The organism is Anaeromassilibacillus sp. An200, from assembly GCF_002160025.1.
In the GTDB taxonomy this organism is placed as follows: domain Bacteria; phylum Bacillota; class Clostridia; order Oscillospirales; family Acutalibacteraceae; genus Caccousia; species Caccousia stercoris.
In genome coordinates this window covers 1-3,723 of record NZ_NFJU01000091.1, presented here as the reverse complement: position 1 = coordinate 3,723, position 3,723 = coordinate 1, and the positions used below count along the sequence as shown (strand labels likewise).

Below are 3,723 nucleotides of genomic sequence, written 5' to 3'. Positions count from 1 at the left end.
CCTGCCAGGATACACCGGCAAGCGTCAGTGTCATTCCGTTTTTCTCCACGGTTTGCGGAATGAGCGACTTATCGTTGTAGGGTAAGTCTGTGTACGTCCTGGTGTCGGACACGGTGAAGGAGCTGCTGGCGTAGCCTTCCGCTTCCGTCTGGATGGAGGAAGGATTCAGCACCAGGTTTCCTTCATATCCATCCTCTCCATCGTAGGGGATACTTCCCGGAATGTCCGGCAAGATTTCCTCCAATTTGTTCGTATCTGTGGAAAACGTTAGCTCCTTCTCTGCCAGCTTACTCTGCTGGTTGATGGTTTCTTCCTTGACCATAGATTCATACGCATACTCGTATCCATCCTGTTCAAAAGGTTCCTCGATCAGAATGGAGGGGTCCTCATCCGGGGACAGATGAAAGATTTTTACAATCTCCACTTTATCCCCATTTTTGAGGGTTTCCACTTTGTCCGGTACTGCCGTCATGCCGCACAGTGCCAATATCAGCATTGACGCCATGAGCATAACCGGCACAATTCGTTTCATCAGCATCTCTCCTTTTCTTTGTTCTGTATTGCAAAAGGTAGTGGACACGTGTCCGCTACCTTTTGTCAGCTATGTTGATTTAATTAGGAGCATTAATATTTCTCCAATTGGCCACAATCGTCAGCCAGGTGAAACTTATTGGCAAAGTCCACAATCGCGTTTCTTGCAGCAATATAGCTTGGATCGCTGCAATCAAGACGGCAGAAGTGGTACGCTAACTGTGCGGCGATCCTCCGATCAACTTTGGCATCGAGCGAACCGCACCACAGCGGCCAACAAGAAAAATCAATATCAGTGGACGTCAGATCAGCGCGCCTTAGGATAGTATTCTTTAGGATAGCGTTCTTCAGACTAGCATGCGTTAGGACAGCGTCACTTAGATCAGCTTCTGTTAGGTTAGCTCGCAGTAGAATAGTTTTAGTCAGGTTAGCGCGAATTAGCTGTGCGCGAATCAGGACAGCTTGACCCAGGACAGTGTCACTCAGGTTGGCATCCGTCAAATTAGCATCCATTAGATTAGCGTTCATCAGATCAGCGTTCGTCAGAACAGTTTCTATCAGATTAGCGAAGCTCAGGTCGGCATCCTTCAGAATAGCGTTTCTGAGAACAGCGTGTTTCAAGACAGCATCTCTTAGGTCGGCATCCGTCAAATTAGCATCTGTCAGATCAGCGTTCATCAGATTGGTGTCGATTAGAACAGCTTCTGTCAGGTCAGCGTTCGTTAGATTGGCGTATCTGAGAACAGCCCCCTTCAGGTCAGCCCCTCTCAGGTTAGCATGTCTCAGATCAGCGTGCCTTAGATCAGTGTCTGTTAGGTCAGCACGTTTGCCTTCCTTTTTTTTATTAAGCCACATTTCATGCAGGCGTAGAATTTCTTTCAGTCGTTTCTGTTCCATAATTTCTCCTATTCTTATGATAAACTGAAAAGGGAGCGGACATGTGTCCGCTCCCTTTTGTACCAAAGTTTAAGACCTGTTCTGCATTTGGCGATAACAGAACAGCGTTACCCTGGCATCCTCCAGGCTGTCATATTCGAGAAACGTACATCCGTAATATGCCGCGCAGGTACTGAGTGATTGCCACTTATAATCTTCATAATAGTCTGACCATTCCCCGTAAATGGGAGCAAACTCCTGCATTACATCAATCGTATCAAAGGAAAGATTTTCAGAGAGAGACGCCGGAAGAAAGGAAAGAGCGGAATATAGATTGTATCCTATGCAGGTCGAAGCACTGGATAGAGCTGCATAGATTCGGGGAATCAGCTCATGAAGGTAAGGAGCGTCCTTCACTTGCTCCGGTGAAATTCCATGGATAGCTTCTACATCCTCCCAGCTGTTCATCCAATACGGGTGAACAAGGGAGTGAACCAGAATACTTCCTTTTCCGTCTATGATGGAAATCTCCACGATCTCGTCAATTTCGGTCAAGCCGGTTGTCTCAATGTCGATACAGACAATCCCCGTAGGATTGTTCACGGAAGCTTTCAGCTCCAATGCACCCTGAATCAGAGCATTGACTTCCTGCTGTTTCTTCTCTTTCTCCTGTTTCTGCGCCTGCCATATTTTGATTTTCCGCTGTTTTACTTTCCACATTTCTTCCTCTTTTTTCCTCTGTTCTTCACGGCGAATGCGGGCTCGCTTGCGCCGTTTCCGTTCCGGTGCTCCGGCAGCGTAAAGCTCCTCCGGTGTGGCGTCGCGTACTTCATCGGTACGATAATAGGTAAATGCCCTCTGATGAAGGCGGTTAGGCCAGAGCAGCATCCCTGCTGCACCGTCCCGAACCAGCTTACCAGCTTTCCGCCACTGGCGTTCTGTTCGTAAATCTTCTGTATAGTCACTTCTGTGCTTCAACTGTTGCATGGTATTTCCTCCCTTCGCTGCCTGATTTGGAATTCTTAATCTCCCAAGAGACGTTTTCTTTCCTCTCGCCATTCCAGCACTTTTTTCATTTCCTCGTCAAAGGTGTTGAAAGTGCTGTATCCCATTTTCTGCTGAGTATAGCTGTTCCAATATTCGTCAAGCTGCTCCTTGTTTTCCTGTAAGCATTCCTGGATTTCTTCTAACTCTCCTGGTTCCGCTTCTTGCGGGTGTTCTTCATAATAGGATATTTCCTTTTGTGCATCTTCGATATCGTCCCATTCCTCCAGCACATCTTCCAGGATTTGATTCTCAAACAGGTACTGAAGGAATGTATCCGAAAATCTTCCAAAACCGCACCTTTCAAACCAATCATTCGCATACATGCGTTCATCGGAACCGTTGGTGTAAGTTCCATACACCAAATCACCGATGAAGTGTTCGATCAGCTCAGCGACAGTCAGCCCGTGTGCTCCTGCTTTCTCGGTAATCTTCCGCACATCTTCCTCGGAAAGTTTGATTTCCAGCTGCCGGGACTGGATGGTTTCGCTCTGCTTGTTTCCACTTATCACATGAAGGTTCATCATTTTCATTTTCCCTCCGTATTGACTAAAAAAGCGGACACGTGTCCGCCCGTTCAACTTCTTCTCCGCTGTGCCTGTAAGGCGCGAGCATAGGATTTTTTAACTTCACTGGTAATATCATGTCTCAGTTCCCCCGAAAGGGGGACAACGGACTCCTGGCCGTTGTCCTTGGCTTTCTCCGTCCGGGGAAGCTGCACGATCAGCTTCCCCTTTGCATTCTCAAAGAGAGTAATGTCATTGATAATCAAAGCGTTATCCAAAGTTACCATTGCGACAGCTTTGAGTTTCCCTGATTGTTTGAGACGGATCTTTACGTTTGTTACCTTCAAGAGGTTTCCTCCCCCCCATAGTGATCCACCAGTTTGTGTGCCATTTTCAAGCCTACCTGTGAGACCCATTTTACCCGCGCTTGCAAGGCCGCTTCTTCTTTCTCTGCTTTTTCCTCGAAAAAATCTCGGTTCAGTGTGGTCGGGGAGTAATAATGGACAATCGTATTTTCTCCATCGGTAATAGTAAGTTTGATACGCTTGTTCCGCTTGAACCAATCATTCTCGCAGCGGATTTCCAATCCGTTGGTAACGGCGCGAAAGATCGTTGCTTCCGGGGCAGTTTCGTCCTTGATGACTACCGCCCGAGGCATAATCTGATGAATTAACTGTGTAGCAGTTTTCTTTGTCAGCCTGATGGTCTTATCATACATCTTCTTTTTCTCCTCACATCACAATTTAAGTAAAATTTCCTTCCGCTC

General features: G+C 47.0%; 5 protein-coding genes and 1 pseudogene. All 6 read right to left on the bottom strand.

Annotated elements, in window-relative coordinates:
- A pseudogene (locus B5F35_RS17750) lies at window positions 1-532 on the bottom strand (hypothetical protein); the annotation flags it as partial.
- Between the two features lie 92 nt (window positions 533-624).
- A complete protein-coding gene (locus tag B5F35_RS17745) occupies window positions 625-1,428 on the bottom strand; it encodes a pentapeptide repeat-containing protein (RefSeq protein ID WP_087242971.1) in 804 nt (267 codons plus the stop codon).
- Between the two features lie 69 nt (window positions 1,429-1,497).
- On the bottom strand, window positions 1,498-2,394 hold the full coding sequence (locus B5F35_RS17740; protein ID WP_162611480.1) for a 3'-5' exonuclease: 897 nt from the start codon (window positions 2,392-2,394) through the stop codon (window positions 1,498-1,500).
- 35 nt (window positions 2,395-2,429) lie between these two features.
- Window positions 2,430-2,978 (bottom strand): hypothetical protein, encoded by a 549-nt coding sequence (locus tag B5F35_RS17735; protein ID WP_242969584.1) that lies wholly within the window; start codon window positions 2,976-2,978, stop codon window positions 2,430-2,432.
- 50 nt (window positions 2,979-3,028) lie between these two features.
- Entirely contained in the window at window positions 3,029-3,304 is a 276-nt protein-coding gene (locus B5F35_RS17730; protein ID WP_162611479.1) for a septation protein SpoVG family protein, read from the bottom strand.
- Window positions 3,301-3,675 (bottom strand): hypothetical protein, encoded by a 375-nt coding sequence (locus tag B5F35_RS17725; protein ID WP_087242964.1) that lies wholly within the window; start codon window positions 3,673-3,675, stop codon window positions 3,301-3,303. The genes B5F35_RS17730 and B5F35_RS17725 overlap by 4 nt, the downstream gene beginning before the upstream one ends.
- Between the last annotated feature and the right edge of the window lie 48 nt (window positions 3,676-3,723).

Excerpts from the sequence above, each read along its gene's own strand:
- B5F35_RS17725 (WP_087242964.1), bottom strand. The coding sequence starts at position 3,675 with ATGTATGATAAGACCATCAGGCTGACAAAGAAAACTGCTACACAGTTA.
- B5F35_RS17745 (WP_087242971.1), bottom strand. The coding sequence starts at position 1,428 with ATGGAACAGAAACGACTGAAAGAAATTCTACGCCTGCATGAAATGTGG.
- B5F35_RS17740 (WP_162611480.1), bottom strand. The coding sequence starts at position 2,394 with ATGCAACAGTTGAAGCACAGAAGTGACTATACAGAAGATTTACGAACA.
- B5F35_RS17735 (WP_242969584.1), bottom strand. The coding sequence starts at position 2,978 with ATGATGAACCTTCATGTGATAAGTGGAAACAAGCAGAGCGAAACCATC.